Genomic DNA, 16125 nt, shown 5'->3' on the forward strand with positions numbered 1-16125 from the left:
TCAAGCACTGGACGTTGGCGCGTGAAATCACTACCTGTTGCCGCAAGATCATCGTGGAGACCACAGCTATGAGCAAGCCGCCCCTGACCATCCATCTTGCGGCCCCGCGTGGGTTTTGTGCCGGAGTCGATCGCGCCATCAAGATTGTGGAGATGGCTCTCACTAAATGGGGCGCTCCGGTCTATGTGCGCCACGAAATTGTGCACAACAAATATGTGGTGGACGGGCTTCGGGACAAAGGGGCGGTGTTTGTCGAAGAGTTGGATGAATGCCCCGATGACCGACCGGTGATTTTCTCGGCGCACGGCGTTGCCAAGATTGTGCCTGCCGAAGCGCAACGTCGCGAGATGATCTATGTGGACGCGACCTGTCCGTTGGTCAGCAAGGTGCATATCGAGGCCGAACGTCACAGCGAAAACGGGCTACAGATCATTATGATTGGCCATGCCGGCCACCCGGAAACCATTGGCACTATGGGACAGTTGCCCGACGGCGAAGTGCTGCTTGTGGAAACCGAGGCGGATGTGGCCACTGTCGACGTGCGCGACCCAAGCAAGCTTGCCTTTGTGACCCAAACAACCCTGTCTGTGGATGACACCAAAGGCATTGTGGCTGCACTCAACACGCGGTTTCCGGAGATTGTCGGCCCCCACAAAGAAGACATCTGCTACGCCACCACCAACCGCCAAGAGGCTGTAAAAGAAGTGGCCCCCAAAGTTGATGCCATGTTGGTGGTGGGTGCGCCCAATTCCTCCAACTCCAAGCGGCTTGTGGAGGTGGGAGCCAAAAACGGGTGCCAATACTCGCAGTTGGTCCAAAGGGGCAAAGACATTGACTGGCGGGCCCTAGAAGGCATCACGTCGCTGGGCATCACAGCGGGCGCCAGCGCACCTGAAGTGCTGGTCAATGAGGTCATTGACGCTTTCCGGGACAAATTTGATGTGACGGTGGAAGTGGTCGAGACCGCCGTGGAGCGGGTGAATTTCAAGGTGCCACGCGTATTGCGGGACGTGACAGTTTAGGTAAGCTGCCTCCTGAACACTTGGATCACGTCCGTTCCATGGCGTGACGGACATCAAAGTTGAGGAGTATCTCGTGCTGTCTTTGCAATTTCTTGTGACCGCTTTTGTGGTGGTCATCGCACCTGGAACCGGGGTGATTTACACGCTCGCGATGGGCTTGGGCCAAGGGCCACGTGCCGCGCTTTGGGCGGCCTTGGGCTGCACCTTTGGGATTGTTCCGCACTTGCTTGCAGCCACATTGGGATTGGCCGCGGTGCTGCATACATCGGCGATCTTGTTCAACGTCGTGAAATTCGCTGGCGTGGCGTATTTGCTGTATCTGGCATGGCAAGCGCTGCGCAGCGACGGAGCGCTGGCAGTCAAGGCTGAGCGACAGGCGCAAGCTGGTTTTGTAATTGCGCGGCGTGGTGCGTTGATCAACATTTTGAACCCGAAACTCTCGGTCTTTTTCCTTGCACTGCTACCACCGTTCCTGAGTGGAAATGCGACGACGGCAACCCTGGAAATGGCTGTGCTAGGCGGGGTGTTTATGGCGCTGACCTTTGGGGTGTTTGTGCTCTATGGGCTGTTCGCGGCCAAAGCACGTGATCTGTTACTGGGTAGTGAGCGGGTGATGACCTGGCTGAACCGCAGCTTTGCCACGATCTTTGTGGCGCTGGCCGGACGGCTGGCGATGGAACGGGCGTGAGCGACAAAGACACTCTGGCGGTCTATGCCAAAGCCGCCGGTGACTATGCGGATCGGTTTGCGCGGATCGAAGATGCCGATGTGGATCAGTTCAGCGATCTAACCGCGTTCTTTGCATTGTTGCCAGACGAAGGTCTGGTACTGGATTTTGGCTGTGGGCCGGGACAATGGGCCGCCAAAATCCGCGATGCTGGTTACCGTGTTGACGGCATGGATGCATCGCCGGAGATGGCGGCACTGGCCAAAGAACGGTTTGATGTGGACGTAACCATTGCGACGTTTGACCAGCTGGAAGCCGTTGAGGTCTACGATGGCATTTGGGCCAACTTCAGCCTGCTGCACGCGCCTAAAGCCGAGATGCCGCACCACCTCAGCCGTATTCACCACGCCCTAAAACCTGGTGGTGCGTTTCACATTGGCACCAAGCTGGGCGAAGGGGAGCAGCGAGACCATCTGGGGCGGTTTTACAGCTATTACACCGAAGATGAGTTAACCGGGCTTTTGCAAGGCGCGGGCTTTACCTTGGTGTGAAAAAGAACCGGGTCAGCGGTGGGATTGGCTGGCAGTGACGACACATTTGTCATACTGACCGCGCATGGCTGATTTGATTGCATATACCGATGGCGCATGTTCCGGAAACCCTGGTCCAGGAGGCTGGGGCACGCTCATGCAGGCGAAGGACGGCGACACCGTCATGAAAGAGCGCGAGCTCAAAGGCGGCGCGGAGAACACCACCAACAACAAAATGGAGTTGATGGCGGCAATCATGGCGCTTGAGACACTGGAACGGCCCAGCACCATCACGGTTGTGACCGACAGCACCTACGTAAAAAACGGGGTGACCGGGTGGATTTTTGGCTGGAAGAAAAACGGTTGGAAAACGGCCGCAAAGAAGCCGGTGAAAAACGTGGAGCTGTGGCAGCGCCTGGACGCGGCGCAAGCGCGGCATCAGGTGACTTGGGAATGGGTCAAAGGCCATGCAGGCCATCCGGAGAACGAACGCGCGGACGAATTGGCTCGCGCGGGTATGGCACCGTTTAAATCTGGCAAGTAAAACGTGGGGCGCTTATTGCGCCGCCACCTCCGGATCGGCGCTATCTGACCAACGGTTTTGATAGTCGCTTTGGTAGACTTTGCGTGAGCCACCGCGCACCGACTTCATTGGCTTGCGCACGGCATAGGACAGGATGATCGGCCCATCCGGCAGCTTGCCTTTCAGGCGTGGGCGCGAGCCGGTTTCATTGGGGTTGGTCGTGGTCACGGCACGATTGGCATAAACCGGCAGAATGGGCTGCAACACACATTCCAGCACCTCATAGGCCAGCGTTTTTTCCCAGAAGCCATACACCATTTCTGGTGTGATTTGGTAAAAGCCGTGGTTGATCCAGCCATTGCAGGGGCTGTGGCCGATCATCACGCCACCAGGTTTCAGCATGCGGTCGATGTTGCGGAAAGCGGTGGGCAGATCAAAGACATGCTCGCAAGTGCCGCCGTCGTAGATCACGTCAAATTTCTTGTGCAGTTTTTTGGGCACCCAATCAGCCAGATCCTGCACGATGGTGGCGTTTTCAAAATCGGACACATCCATACTGTCGACGTTTTCAAAGCCAATCTTGTGAAAGAAGGTCTCTGAATACTCGTCATTTGGATTGGTGAGATCTTCCTCAGAAAGGTCCGGAAACCGCTCTTCCAACGTCGCGGCAAACATCGCAGCGGAGCGTTTGCGGCGACTGCCCATCCAGCGTTGGCGGCCCAGCATCAGGAAATCGCCGCCCAGATCGTTGTCACAGACAACATTCATTATCCGCATCGCCAAAGTGTCAGGAATCGCCATTGTTCACCCTACCTGTTGCTCGGTTGAGACAGCCGGATCTGCCGTCTTATTGCACTGTTAGAAGTCCCGCGATGCGCGACCGATCCAAGCGGAGGACCGCAACACCAGACATGCCTCTGATTGATGTGGGCACTTTCTTTGAGACTACCCGCAGGGCGCGCAGGACGTCTACAATTTTCGGCTTTTGCGCAAGCTTTGGTTAACGCTTTGGCGCGGTAAGCCGCTCAGCGTCGGAAATGGGTTGGCACAATGATCAAGGCCCCAACCGAGGACAAGATCGCGTTGAGACCGGGGCTGCCAAACCCGATGTGGAACATGCGGCTAATCATGAAGAACAGGAACGCACCGCCGATACAGATGATGATCGACGGGATGTATCCGTTGCGGGTGAAACCGCTGCGCTCGGAGAGATACCCGACAATGCCGGCAATTATGACTGTTCCGAAGAAGGAGAAAAACACCTGGAGGGCTCCTTACAGTTGCTGACCTTTGGTGAGCGGGAAGCCTCGCAGGAAGATATCCGCATCCTGCGCGCCTTTGCCGGCACGTTGCAAGCGCAGGAGCTGCACCGCTCCGTCGCCACAGGCCACAGTCAGGGTATCATCCAGCAGTTCGCCAGGTTGACCGCTGCCGTCCGTCAGGCGCGAAGCGAGCAGTTTCACACGCTGGCCGTCAATTTCAGTCCAGGCGCCGGGGAATGGAGAAAGACCTCGGATTTTACGATCCACTTCGGCGGCAGGGGCTGACCAATCGATGCGGGATTCTAACTTGTCGATTTTTTCCGCATAAGTGACACCCTCGTCAGGCTGAGGTGTGGCGGTCAGGTTGGTTAGGTCTGCCAACGTGTCACCGATGGCGGTAGAGCCCAGCGCGGCAAGGCGATCGTGTAGCTGCGCAGTGGTTTCTTCCGCGCCAATCTCCAGCGCGCTCTCCATTAGCACTGGTCCGGTGTCCAGACCCGCGTCCATTTGCATGATACAGACGCCGGTTTCCTTGTCGCCCGCCATAATCGCGCGGTGGATCGGCGCGGCTCCGCGCCAACGCGGCAAAAGGCTGGCGTGAATGTTGAGGCAGCCGTGGGTGGGCGCATCAAGCACATATTGCGGCAGGATCAAACCATAGGCGACCACCACGCCGACGTCGGCGTCAATGCTGGCAATCAGTTCTTTGGATTCGTCGGTGCGCAATGATTTTGGATGATGCACCGTCAGGCCGAGTTCTAAGGCGCGGGCATGAACCGGCGTAGGGCGGTCTTTCTTACCACGGCCTGCGGGGCGTGGCGGCTGGCTGAACACAGCAACGATTTCGTGCCCCGCATCAACCAGCGCGTTCAGGACGGAGACAGAAAACTCCGGGGTGCCCATGAATAAAATGCGCATGAGGGTGTCTCCTGCCTTTGAGTGTTTAGCGGCGTTTTTGCGCTTTTTTGATCAGCATGGCGCGTTTGGTTTTGCTGAGGTGATCAAAGTACATCTTACCGTTGATGTGGTCGATCTGGTGCTGCACGGACGTGGCCCAGAGACCGACAAAGTCCTTTTCAACGATCTCACCGTTCTCGTCCATGTAACGTACAGTCACGGCGCGGGGGCGCTCGATCTTAGCGGAGACGCCCACCAGATTGGGGCTGGCCTCCTCATGCTCCCGTGGTTGCGCGGAAGCGTGCAGGATTTCCGGGTTGGCCATGCGGATGGCCGATTTGCCCTCCTCGGTGGCATCGACCACGATCAGGCGCTTGAGCACACCAATCTGGTTGGCGCCCATGCCAACGCCGGGCATGGCATACATGGTGTCGATCAGATCGTCCCAAACCTGACGCACCTCATCGGTGATTGCGTCCACAGGGTCCGATACGGTGCGCAGGCGTTTGTCAGGCCATGGCAGGCAAGTGCGAACAGTCATTTTATGTGCTCCATCGACAAAGTGATCGGTAACCCAACCGGTTGATCCGGTCACGCGTTATCCGCGTGCCAACTCGCGCTTCATCTTCTGCGACTTGCGCGTCATCATCTGGCGCTTCATCGGGCCAAGGTAGTCGATGAACAGTTTGCCATTGAGGTGATCAATCTCATGCTGCACGCAGGTTGCCCAAAGACCATCGAAGTCTTTCTCTTGCGGGTTTCCGTCCATGTCGATCCAGCCAACACGGACAGATTCAGGGCGCGATACCTCGGCAAACTGTTCCGGGATCGACAGACAACCTTCTTCATAAACGTTGAGATCTTCGGAGCTGGACAGCACTTCGGGGTTAAACATCACCACCGGTTCAGGATCGCCGTCTTTGATGCAGTCCATCACGATCAAACGGTCCAGCACGCCAACCTGCGGCGCGGCCAGGCCAATGCCCGGCGCGTCATACATGGTTTCCAGCATGTCTTTGGCCAGATTGCGCAGATCGTCGGAGAGATCAGACACGGGTGCACAGACCTTTTTCAGGCGCGGATCGGGGTGGATGAGAATTGGTTTGATCATGGCCCCCATCTAGGACAGTCGCGCCTTCTGCGCAACGGGGTAGCTTGCGGGGTTGCACATGAGGCGCAATTCGCTAGCGTGCGGTTGCGTTGTTAAGCAAAGGACACCCGCCATGAATTTTGACGAGATCATCGACCGCTTTGGCTCCCATTCCGTGAAATGGGACATGATGGAGAAAATCTATGGTGTGTCTGCGGACGACGGGATCGCGATGTGGGTGGCTGATATGGATTTCCGCCCACCGGCCTGTGTGACCAATGCGGTCAAAGGCATGATCAACACCGGAGTGTTTGGCTATTATGGCGATGACGCCGCATACCGCGACGCCATCCGCTGGTGGATGAAAGAGCGCCACAACTGGTCCGTCGAGCGCGATGAGATTTTCACTACCCACGGGTTGGTGAACGGCACAGGGCTGTGTGTGGACGCCTTCAGTGCGGTGGGCGACGGTGTTGTGTTGACCACACCCGTTTACCACGCCTTTGCGCGAGTCATTAAAGCGGCGGGTCGTGAGGTTGTGGAATGCGAACTCGCGAATAACGATGGCCGCTATGAAATGGATTTTGACGCTTGGGATGCACAGATGAAGGGCCATGAGACCATGTTCATCCTCTGCTCCCCGCACAATCCGGGGGGGCGGGTATGGTCCCGTGAAGAGCTTCAGGGCGTGGCCGACTTCTGTAAACGGCATGACCTCATTCTGGTGAGCGACGAGATCCATCACGATCTCGTCTATCCCGGCCAGATCCATATCCCGATGGTGAATGTCGATCCAAGCATTCTGGACCGTTTGGTCATGATGACCGCCACCACCAAGACCTTCAACATCGCCGGAGGTCTGACCGGGAATGTGATTATTCCGGACGAAAAGCTGCGCGCGAAATTTGCTGCGCGTCAGGCGGCTCTCGGATTGTCGCCCAACAGCTTTGGTCTGTTCATGGCCGAGGCGGCTTACTCGCCGGAAGGCGCGGCTTGGGTTGATGGTTTGATTGAATACCTCAACGGCAACCGCAAGATTTTGGACACAGCGATCCAAAACATTCCCGGCCTGTCATCCATGTCACTGGAAGCGACTTATCTGAGCTGGGTAGATTTTTCTGGCACAGGCATGAGCCGAGAGGATTTCACCAAGCGCGTGGAACAGGGGGCGCGAATTTGCGTGAACCACGGCCCGACGTTTGGCAAAGGCGGCGATGACTTTCTGCGCTTCAATATCGCCACGCCACGAGCGCGGGTGGAAGAAGCGGCCTCGCGATTGGCGGAGGCCTTTTCAGACCTTCAGTAAAACAAACAAGGGCGGGATTTCCCCGCCCTTTTGTTTGGCAATGAGGGATCCGTTTAGTGCGGACGTCCTAGCAATCCGGCCGGGGTTGGCTCGCTCTGGTAGTAGTCCACCGGCGCCTGATCCGAGACAGCCGTGGCGCGTTTGAATTCATAGTGCATTTCGCCGTCTTCCTCGTCGGTCGCCACAACCAGACACTGCGAAATATGTTTGGAGCCGTCATAAAGGTTCACCAATCCGCGCAGTCGCGGCGCGGTTTCGGCATCCAGCGTAAAACCATCGTCCAGAAAACGCACAACCCGGACACTCATACCATCCGCCTCAACCCGCAGGCGGTGACGCTGTTTCAGCGCTTTTTTACGCGCGGCATCAAAGCCGGCCTGCACTTCGGCAGAAAAATACGTGCTCATGGGATTCTCCATTGTTCGTCTCACTGCATCTCACCATGCTGCACCGGTCAAGCGAAGATTTCGTAAACAGTCTGGTTCCTTAGCAGACTCGTCTGGTTCGTCAGCGTCGAACGTGATGTGCAAATACGCGCAACACTCGCGCGTGTGTGTTGGTTTTTTGAGGAGATGCGCTGGCATAGGTTGAGATCAACTTAGACACAAAGGAATGCACGATGGGTTTGCTTGTAGACGGCACTTGGACCGACCAGTGGTATGACACCAAATCACACGGCGGCAAGTTTGTGCGCTCAGCAGCGCAGTTTCGCAACTGGATCACCGCTGACGGCAGCGCAGGATCAAGTGGCAGAAGTGGTTTTGAAGCTGAGAGTGGACGGTATCACCTCTATGTGTCTTATGCCTGTCCTTGGGCGCATCGTACGCTCATCTTCCGCAAGCTAAAAGGGCTGGAAGAGCACATAACTGTTTCCGCCGTGCATCCGGATATGTTCAGCGAAGGCTGGACGTTTGAGACGGATGAGCATGGCGCGACTGGCGACACGCTGTATGGGTTGAGCCATGCGCACAATGTCTACACAAAGGCAGACTCAACTTATTCTGGCCGCGTGACTGTACCAATCCTCTGGGACAAGCAGCAGCAAACCATTGTAAGCAATGAAAGCTCTGAAATCATTCGCATGTTCAACAGCGCGTTTGATGGCGTGACCGGCAACACGTTGGATTTTTGGCCTGAAGAAGGGCGGGAAGCGATCGAAGAGGTCAACGAGCGTATCTACGATACGCTGAACAATGGCGTTTACAAAAGCGGGTTTGCCACCACGCAAGAGGCCTATGACGCAGCCATCCATCCGTTGTTTGACACACTGGACTGGCTTGAAGAGCGACTGTCGGAAAACCGCTACTTGATGGGGGATCAGATCACCGAGGCGGATTGGCGCCTGTTCACAACCCTGATCCGCTTTGATCCGGTCTATCACCTGCACTTCAAATGTAACCGCAAGCGGATTGTAGATTACCCCAACCTATGGGCCTACACACGTGAGCTGTATCAGGTGCCCGGCGTGGCGGAGACGGTGAACTTCAAGCACATAGTCGATCACTACCTGCGCAGTCACACCAGCATCAATCCACATCAGATTGTGCCCATCAATCCAGTGATTGACTACGACGCGCCGCACGGGCGGGGCTGATCCGGGAAAACCTCGCTGCGCAGGCAAGAAAGCTTGCGCAGTGAACATCATATGCGGTACGCGCGCCTTGCAGGATCACAGCAGGGCGCGACATGACCACCTCCTCCCAAACAGCAACTCCGGAGCAACGCGACCACGGCGGCGGGCTTGACGCCGCGAGGGATCATTGGGGCGGCAGCCGTGACAGTTGGCTGGATTTGTCCACCGGTATCAATCCGGTGCCCTACACCATGCCGCATATCCTTATGGACGATTGGGCACGCCTGCCCGACAAGGTTGCACAAAACGGATTGCTGAACGCAGCGAGAGAGTTTTGGAAGGTGCCTGATGGGGCCGCCATTTTGGCCGCGCCCGGAGCCTCCGCACTGATCGCCCGCATTCCCTCTCTGCTGGATCAAGGTACAGTGCAGATTGAGACACCAACCTACAATGAGCACGCGGCGGCCTTTGCGGCTCAGGGATGGCAGCTTGGCAGCGAAGCACCTAATGCGCAGGTGGTGGTGCATCCAAACAATCCAACCGGACGACTTTGGTCCGCGGATGATCTCACTGCACCGTTTGCAGTGATTGACGAGAGCTTTTGTGATGTGACACCGGATTGGAGCATGATCCGCGTGGCGGACCAGCCTGGCCGGATTGTGCTCAAAAGCTTTGGCAAGTTTTGGGGATTGGCAGGTGTGCGTCTTGGCTTTGCCATTGGCGAACCGGGCTTGATTGCGCGATTGGCCGATTTGACCGGCCCCTGGGCCGTTTCTGGTCCAGCCCTGACCATTGGCACCGCAGCGCTCCGCAAAACGGGCTGGGCGCTGGAAACCCGCGAGCGTTTGAGCAAGGATAGCGCCCGACTGGATCATATGATGCAGATTGCCGGGGCGAGCCTGTCTGGTGGTACCAGCCTGTTTCGCTTGTATGAAGTAAACGATGCCGCCAAGTGGCAAAATCACCTTGCGCGTTACCACATCTGGACCCGCATTTTCCCGTATTCCAAGACGTATCTGCGGCTGGGTTTACCGGCACCCGACCGTTGGGAGCAACTGGAACACGCATTGCGAATGACGGAGCATGAGTTTTGAACACAGCAGGTATATTGGTTGGCGCGCTTCTTTTGGATGCGGTCTTTGGTGAGCCGCGGTGGCTGTGGCAGCGGGTGCCACATCCGGCTGTCCTAATGGGCAAGCTGATTGGCCGCGCGGATCAGGCCTACAACAAAGGCATCAATCGCAAAGCCAAAGGCGTGATTGTGGTGATCGGGCTTGTTCTCGCCGCATGGGTGCTGGGCGGGATCGTCAGCCTGTTTGGTTCGCTGCCACAGATGCTTTTGGCTGCCGTGCTATTGGCACAGCGCTCGCTAGTGGAACATGTAAAAGCCGTTGGCGATGCCTTACGCTTGTCGTTAGGTGATGGGCGCATGATGGTGAGCCGGATTGTCAGCCGGGACACCAAAAACATGGACACGAGTGCCGTGGCACGCTCCGCAATTGAAAGTGGTGCCGAGAACCTGAGTGACGGGGTTATTGCCCCTGCGTTCTGGTTGCTGGTCGGTGGCTTGCCGGGGCTGTTGATCTACAAAATTGTCAACACTGCCGACAGCATGATTGGCTACAAAACCGAGCGTCACAGAGAGTTTGGCTGGGCGGCAGCGCGGCTAGATGACGTGCTCAATTGGGTGCCAGCGCGGCTCACAGCCCTCCTGATTGCCGTGACACATGCTGGTTTGGGGCAGTGGCGGGCCATCAAGGCAGATGCAGGCTTGCACCGATCCCCTAATGCAGGCTGGCCGGAAGCCGCCATGTCCCGCGCACTGGATGTGGCTGTGGCCGGGCCACGCTCCTACGATGGCGAGATGCAGAACTTTCCCTATGTGAACCCGAAGGGACGCAAGGCTCTGGAGGCTGACGACGTGGAGGGCTGCTGTCGCGCATTGTGGCTATCATGGGCGGCAGGATTGACGGTGGTTGTGGTGCTGGCGATCCTCTAGGCGCTTGCCCGGACGTCAGGCTCTGGCTATGTCTGGACCATAATTTTGTCCACGAGGGTATTTGAATGCGTCTTTTGCCAGCGCTGACCGCGGCGTTCCTGACCGTCAGCACAGCCACCACAGCCGCCGCGCAATGCGGCGGGTCATTTAACAGCTTTGTCAACGGCCTGAAAAAAGAAGCCATGTCCAAGGGCTATTCGAAAGGCACTGTGGACAAGTTCTTTGCCAGCGCGCGTCAGGACCCCAAAACCATCAAGGCGGACCGTTCTCAGGGTGTGTTCCAGATGCCGTTTCTGGATTTCTCACAGCGTTTGATAAGCCAAAACCGAATTGATGTGGGGCGCAAGAAAGCCAAACAATACGCCTCGACCTTCAATCGGATCGAAAAGCAGTATGGCGTGTCACGCGGTGTGCTCTTGGCCTTTTGGGCATTTGAGACCGACTACGGCGCTTTCCAAGGCGATTTTAACACGCTGAATTCTCTGGTGACCCTGGCGCATGATTGTCGCCGCCCTGAACTGTTCCGCCCACAGGTGTTTGCAGCACTGGAGCTTTACAAGCGCGGCAACTTTAGCCCCACCAAAACCACAGGTGCTTGGGCGGGTGAGATTGGCATGGTGCAGATGCTGCCTGCCGACATCATCGAAAACGGTGTCGACGGGGATGGCGATGGCAAAGTCAGCCTGAAAACCTCGCCCCAAGATGCGCTGATGTCCGGCGGCAAGATGCTGTCTCATCTTGGCTGGCGCAAGAATGAGCCGTGGCTGCAAGAAGTTGTGGTGCCCAGCAACTTGGATTGGTCCAAGTCCGGATTGGACACCACCCTGCCCGCCAACCAATGGGCCAAAATGGGGGTCAAGCCACGCGAGGGCAAACTGGCCAAACTGCCAGCCTCGCTGCTGCTGCCACAGGGGCGCAAAGGACCCGCGTTTTTGGCCTATCCAAACTACAGCGTGTATTTTGAATGGAACAAAAGCTTCGTCTACGTGACCACGGCGGCCTATTTTGCCAACCGTCTGGAAGGCAAAGCGCGCTATAGCGCAGGCAATCCTGATCCGGGACTGTCCGGCAACCAGATGAAACAGCTGCAGAAGAAGTTGAAAGCGCGCGGACATGATGTTGGTAAAGTGGACGGCATTCTGGGCAAGCTCACACGCCGTGCCGTGCAAGCTGAGCAAGTACGCTTGGGGTTGCCTGCAGATGCCTGGCCAACCGCACAGTTGTTGAACGCGCTGTAAACGTTCAGGCAATCACAATTCGCAAATTTGAGGCGTGTTCCTTCAGGAGTGCGCCTCAATTTCTTTCACCGGAAACCGTAAACCATCCGCGGTTTGCATCACGAGTCGTCCACCATTCTCTACAATACGGTCACAGCGCTCCACGCCGGTGACAAAAGTCACACAGACCGTGCTGTTGTCGGCAACTATCCAATGCCCAAACCACGTGCCCCCGCCGCCATATGTGTATTGGTATTGACCGTTGCTTTCAAAGACCGAGCGCCCTTCGTCAAAGAAAACCAAAGTCTGACCTGACAAGTGCGCCGAAAGCGATGCCGCATCAAATGGCACGTCGCCCTTGTGCGCCTTCCACTCCTGCGCCGCGCTGCTGGTGGCCACACACAGCACGCCCAAAATCATCCATGTCCGCATCGCGCACCTCCCGCCCCACCCTAAGCAGAGGTGCGTTCACCTGCGCGTCACAATGCGGTGACTGCATTCTCATTCCCAAAATATCCCGGGGAGGAGGCCCACATCGTGGGCCTGAGGGGCTGGCCCCTCTGACTTACGCCACCAAAGTCTCGGCCGCTTTGAGATCGACAGAGACAAGCTGACTCACGCCCTGCTCCACCATGGTCACACCAAACAAACGGTCCATGCGGGCCATGGTCACCGCGTGGTGGGTGATAATCAAAAAGCGCGTGTTTGTCCGGCGACACATCTCGTCCAGCAGATCACAGAACCGCGTCACATTGGCATCATCCAGAGGCGCGTCGACCTCGTCCAGCACACAGATCGGGGCTGGATTGGCGAGGAAAACCGCAAAAATCAGCGCCATAGCGGTCAGGGTTTGCTCCCCCCCGGACAGTAGCGACAGGGTGCTGAGTTTTTTGCCGGGCGGTTGGCACATAATTTCGAGACCAGCTTCCAATGGGTCGTCACTCTCCACCAACACAAGGTTGGCCTCGCCGCCGCCAAACAGGTGGCGGAACAACAGCGAGAAGTTGGAGTTCACTTGCTCAAAAGCGGTCAGAAGACGTTCGCGCCCCTCTTTGTTCAGGCTTGCAATGCCGTTGCGCAGGGTGCGGATGGCCTCCTCCAAATCGGCCTTCTCACTGACCAATCCGTCGTGTTCTTCCTGCACTTCTTTGATGTCTTCTTCGGCGCGCAGGTTCACCGCGCCAAGGCTGTCACGTTGGCGCTTCAGGCGATTCACGTCATTCTCGACAGTCTCGGAATCCGGCATCTTGTCCGGATCCACGTCCAACCGCTCCAAAAGCGCGGCAGGCACGACCTCCTGCTCTTCCATGATGCGCTCAGCCGCATAAGCGACAGTTTCACGGGCCGCATCCGCACGGGCTTCGGACCGGGCGCGGGCCTCGCGGGCTTCGCTGGCAAGACGCTCGGCGTCCCGCTCATTATGTTCCGCTTCCCGCAGGGCGGCTTCCGCTTCGGCAAGCACATCTGACGCGGCGCGACGGCGCTCCTCCGCGGCCTCAATGGCTTCGGTGAGTTCTTCGCGCTTCTCTGCGATTTCTTCCGGGGCTGCACCCGCTTCGATCAGCTCTTCCTCGGAGGCGTCTTTGCGTTCCGCCAGCTCGTTCATACGTTTCTCGGCGGTTTCAAGGCGGTGACGCCAACCGCTGACTTCTTTCATGACCTCTTGGGTGCGCTTCAAACGGGCCTCACCCTCGCGGCGCAACTCATCATGGGCAGAGCGGCGAGTCATCATCATGATGCGCGCGCCTTCCACGGTCATTTTGATGTCCTCAACCTCTTGGCGTGCGGCGTCCAGATCACCCAGATCAGACAACGCCCGTTGCGCCTCTTGGAATTGCTGGCGCGCGGCCATGGCTTCTTCCTCATGGCGCGTGACAGCCAAGCCGAGACTTTCCAGCCGGCCTTCGGCCAGGTTCCGATCGGCCTCTGCCCGAGACAAGGCACGATTGGCATCCGCCACAGCGCGATCCGCAGCGCGGCGCGCCTCTCGGGCGGATTGATCCACGTTCGCGAGTTCCCGTAGTCGGGTTTGCAACGTCTCATGCGCGTCAACAGCCCCATCGGCACGGGCGGTGGCGCGGGCCATGGCCTGCTTGAGTTCTTCCAATCGGTTAAGCTGTTGAAGTCGAAGCGCGGCTGCGCTTGGTGCGTCCTCCGCCCAGGCGCGATATCCGTCCCAGCGCCAAAGGTCACCCTCAAGGGAGACTAGACGTTGGCCAGGCTTCAGGAGCGGTTGCAAGCCTAATGCATCTTCATTGGACACCAGTCCAATTTGGCTCATGCGACGCTCAAGCACCTCTGGCACAGAGACGTGTTGCACCAATGAAGTCACCCCTTCTGGCAGCGGCTGTACCTCGCCATATTGCGGCAATACATACCAACCGGAGGGGCCATCGTCCTCAACTTCCGGCGCACGCAGGTCGTCAGCCATGGCCGCGCCCAGCGCTTTTTCGAAACCTTGCTGCACTTGCAGACGGTCGAGAATTTGCCCACCTTCGGCTGTGTCACGTTCGACCAATTTGGCCAGCGCCGTGGTTTCGGCACGCAAGGCATTGAGTTCGCCTTCGGCCTCGGAGCGTTCTGCGCGGGCATCCGCTTCGCGAGACTGCGTTTCGGCGCGTTCTTCTTCGACCTCGGCCAGACGCTCCTCAGCGTCTTGAGCCGCCTCTATGGCTTCTTCTTCCGCCTCACGGGCCAGCTCAAGTTCTTCTCCGGCGCGGGACAATGCTTCGTTGGACTCAGCCACGGCAGCACGGGCCTTTTCGGCCTCTGCTTCACTTTTGTCTTGGGTTTTTTGGCTGTCATCCAACAGACGCTGCGCCGATTGGTGACGCGCGGACAGTCGCGCCACATCTTCGGTCAGTTGAGACAGGTCAGCCTCGCGGTCTTGCAACACGCTGGCAGCTTCGCGGCTTTCGTCCTGCGCGGCTTCAAGCTTGTCTTCTTGACCCTCGCTTGCCTTGGCAAGCTCGCGTTGTTCCCATTCCAATCGCTCAATGGTTTCTTCGGCGTCCCGGTTCAGGCCTGCCTCGCGTTCCATGTCGCGGGCCAGTTGCAAGATACGGTTCTTGAGCGTTTCAATAACTTGCAGCGCATGGGCTTCTTGATCATTCAGGCTGTCACGTTGCACTTGCAGGCGTTGCAAAACCGCTGAGGCAATGGCCTCTTCTTCGCGCTTACCAGGCAGCACTTCGTCGCGTTCCTGGCGTGTTTTGGCCGCCGTGCGGGCCAAGATTTCAGCCTGAGCGGCCTGAGTGGTGCGGGTTTTGAGTTCGTCGTCCGCGGTGGCGCGGGCATCGTCCGCTTCCCGCCACCGGCGATACAGCAACATGCCTTCGGCCTGGCGCAACTCATCGCCAATGGCGCGATAGCGCGCCGCCTGGCGGGCCTGACGGGAGAGCTGGGCCAATTGGCTGGCCAATTGCTCAATCACATCATCCACACGCGCAAGATTGGTTTCAGCCCCTTTGAGCTTTAGCTCAGCTTCGTGGCGGCGTTGATAAAGACCCGAAATACCAGCCGCTTCTTCAAGAATACGGCGACGGGCTTTTGGTTTGGCGTTGATCAGCTCCGCAATCTGACCCTGACGGACCAACGCGGGAGAATGGGCACCGGTAGACGCATCCGCAAACAACATCTGTACGTCCCGCGCTCGCACATCATTGGCGTTGACCTTATAGGCGCTGCCAACATCGCGGGTGATCCGACGGACAATTTCCAACGCATCGTCATCATTGAAACCCGCCGGTGCAAGACGTTCGGAATTGTCGATTTGCAAGGACACTTCGGCAAAATTGCGGGCTGGTCGGGTGGACGTGCCCGCGAAGATCACATCCTCCATGCCACCGCCACGCATCGCCTTGGGACGGTTCTCCCCCATCACCCAACGAAGCGCCTCCAGCAGGTTGGACTTACCGCAGCCATTTGGGCCCACAACACCGGTCAGACCATCGGCGATGATCAGATCCGTGGGGTCCACAAAGCTTTTGAAGCCTGTCAGTCTGAGTTTGGAGAAGCGCAAAGTGCGGGTGGTCCTGTG

17 protein-coding genes are annotated in these 16125 nt (G+C 57.7%); 9 read left to right on the forward strand and 8 right to left on the reverse strand.

The window, feature by feature from the left end:
- Positions 1-68 precede the first annotated feature (68 nt).
- The 4 genes from ispH to rnhA all read left to right on the forward strand — a co-directional run bounded on the left by ispH (position 69) and on the right by rnhA (position 2763).
- Positions 69-1022 carry a 4-hydroxy-3-methylbut-2-enyl diphosphate reductase gene (gene ispH / locus Q0955_RS13550; RefSeq protein ID WP_299425003.1) on the forward strand — a complete coding sequence of 318 codons (954 nt, stop codon included), beginning with the start codon at positions 69-71 and terminating at the stop codon, positions 1020-1022.
- 73 nt (positions 1023-1095) lie between these two features.
- Positions 1096-1710 carry a LysE family translocator gene (locus Q0955_RS13555; protein ID WP_299425180.1) on the forward strand — a complete coding sequence of 205 codons (615 nt, stop codon included), beginning with the start codon at positions 1096-1098 and terminating at the stop codon, positions 1708-1710.
- On the forward strand, positions 1707-2240 hold the full coding sequence (locus tag Q0955_RS13560; RefSeq protein WP_366140686.1) for a class I SAM-dependent methyltransferase: 534 nt from the start codon (positions 1707-1709) through the stop codon (positions 2238-2240). Before Q0955_RS13555 ends, Q0955_RS13560 begins: the two co-directional genes overlap by 4 nt.
- 64 nt (positions 2241-2304) lie before the next feature.
- Positions 2305-2763, forward strand: coding sequence for a ribonuclease HI (rnhA, locus tag Q0955_RS13565; protein WP_299425004.1), 459 nt, complete (start codon positions 2305-2307; stop codon positions 2761-2763).
- A gap of 12 nt (positions 2764-2775) precedes the next feature.
- On the opposite strand, the gene Q0955_RS13570 is transcribed toward rnhA, so the two are convergent.
- From Q0955_RS13570 to def (Q0955_RS13590), 5 genes are all read right to left on the reverse strand, one after another.
- Positions 2776-3543, reverse strand: coding sequence for a methyltransferase domain-containing protein (locus Q0955_RS13570; protein WP_299425006.1), 768 nt, complete (start codon positions 3541-3543; stop codon positions 2776-2778).
- A 224-nt stretch (positions 3544-3767) separates the two neighbouring features.
- Complete coding sequence (locus Q0955_RS13575; protein WP_299425007.1) at positions 3768-4004, reverse strand: hypothetical protein; 237 nt, start codon at positions 4002-4004, stop codon at positions 3768-3770.
- Between the two features lie 12 nt (positions 4005-4016).
- Entirely contained in the window at positions 4017-4922 is a 906-nt protein-coding gene (gene fmt / locus Q0955_RS13580) for a methionyl-tRNA formyltransferase (RefSeq protein WP_299425009.1), read from the reverse strand.
- Between the two features lie 25 nt (positions 4923-4947).
- Positions 4948-5442: a peptide deformylase gene (gene def, locus Q0955_RS13585; protein ID WP_299425010.1), complete on the reverse strand. Its 495-nt coding sequence runs from the start codon at positions 5440-5442 to the stop codon at positions 4948-4950.
- 57 nt (positions 5443-5499) lie between these two features.
- Positions 5500-6012: a peptide deformylase gene (def, locus tag Q0955_RS13590; protein WP_299425012.1), complete on the reverse strand. Its 513-nt coding sequence runs from the start codon at positions 6010-6012 to the stop codon at positions 5500-5502.
- Between the two features lie 112 nt (positions 6013-6124).
- On the opposite strand from def (Q0955_RS13590), the gene Q0955_RS13595 reads away from it, so the two are divergent.
- Positions 6125-7297, forward strand: a complete 1173-nt coding sequence (locus Q0955_RS13595; RefSeq protein WP_299425014.1) for a MalY/PatB family protein — start codon at positions 6125-6127, stop codon at positions 7295-7297.
- Between the two features lie 53 nt (positions 7298-7350).
- On the opposite strand, the gene Q0955_RS13600 is transcribed toward Q0955_RS13595, so the two are convergent.
- Complete coding sequence (locus tag Q0955_RS13600) at positions 7351-7704, reverse strand: hypothetical protein (protein ID WP_299425015.1); 354 nt, start codon at positions 7702-7704, stop codon at positions 7351-7353.
- Positions 7705-7916: 212 nt separating this feature from the next.
- Here Q0955_RS13600 and Q0955_RS13605 point away from each other — a divergent pair, with 212 nt between their 5' ends.
- From Q0955_RS13605 to Q0955_RS13620, 4 genes are all read left to right on the forward strand, one after another.
- Positions 7917-8891: a glutathione S-transferase family protein gene (locus Q0955_RS13605; RefSeq protein WP_299425016.1), complete on the forward strand. Its 975-nt coding sequence runs from the start codon at positions 7917-7919 to the stop codon at positions 8889-8891.
- A gap of 92 nt (positions 8892-8983) precedes the next feature.
- Positions 8984-9964, forward strand: coding sequence for a threonine-phosphate decarboxylase (locus Q0955_RS13610; protein ID WP_299425017.1), 981 nt, complete (start codon positions 8984-8986; stop codon positions 9962-9964).
- A complete protein-coding gene (gene cbiB, locus Q0955_RS13615; protein ID WP_299425019.1) occupies positions 9961-10869 on the forward strand; it encodes an adenosylcobinamide-phosphate synthase CbiB in 909 nt (302 codons plus the stop codon). Before Q0955_RS13610 ends, cbiB begins: the two co-directional genes overlap by 4 nt.
- Before the next feature lie 65 nt (positions 10870-10934).
- Positions 10935-12107, forward strand: a complete 1173-nt coding sequence (locus tag Q0955_RS13620; RefSeq protein WP_299425020.1) for a lytic murein transglycosylase — start codon at positions 10935-10937, stop codon at positions 12105-12107.
- Positions 12108-12149: 42 nt separating this feature from the next.
- Here Q0955_RS13620 and Q0955_RS13625 read toward each other — a convergent pair whose 3' ends face one another.
- Both Q0955_RS13625 and smc read right to left on the reverse strand, forming a co-directional pair.
- Positions 12150-12518 carry a hypothetical protein gene (locus tag Q0955_RS13625; protein ID WP_299425022.1) on the reverse strand — a complete coding sequence of 123 codons (369 nt, stop codon included), beginning with the start codon at positions 12516-12518 and terminating at the stop codon, positions 12150-12152.
- Positions 12519-12651: 133 nt separating this feature from the next.
- The gene (gene smc, locus Q0955_RS13630; protein ID WP_299425024.1) at positions 12652-16107 is read right to left on the reverse strand and encodes a chromosome segregation protein SMC; all 3456 of its coding nucleotides are present in this window, start codon (positions 16105-16107) and stop codon (positions 12652-12654) included.
- Positions 16108-16125: the final 18 nt, after the last annotated feature.

Source organism: uncultured Shimia sp. (assembly GCF_947493595.1).
Classification (GTDB): domain Bacteria; phylum Pseudomonadota; class Alphaproteobacteria; order Rhodobacterales; family Rhodobacteraceae; genus Shimia.